The following is a 253-nucleotide window of genomic DNA, read 5'->3' on the forward strand; positions in this document are numbered from 1 at the left end:
CCCCCCGCCCCCCCCCCGGGGCGCGGCGTCGAGGCCGCCCCGCAGCAGGAGCAGCCGTTTGGACCGCCGGATGTCCGTGACGAGCCGCAGCCCTTCGGGGGTGGGCTCGGTGGAGGCGAGGGCGCGCAGGACGTGGGAACTCACGGCGAACCGGGCGAGGGCGGCGGGGGCACTGCCGTACGGGGTGCCGGGCCGGGCCGGGCCCGCGGCGGGCTGCGCGGGGGGTTCCGGAGAGGGGGGTTCCGGGGAGGGG

At 81.4% G+C, this 253-nt stretch carries 1 pseudogene; it reads right to left on the reverse strand.

Annotation, left to right across the window (positions count from 1 at the left end):
• A pseudogene (locus VR44_RS40645) lies at nucleotides 1-253 on the reverse strand (hypothetical protein); the annotation flags it as partial.

The sequence above is a fragment of the Streptomyces katrae genome (assembly GCF_000966975.1).
GTDB lineage: Bacteria > Actinomycetota > Actinomycetes > Streptomycetales > Streptomycetaceae > Streptomyces > Streptomyces katrae.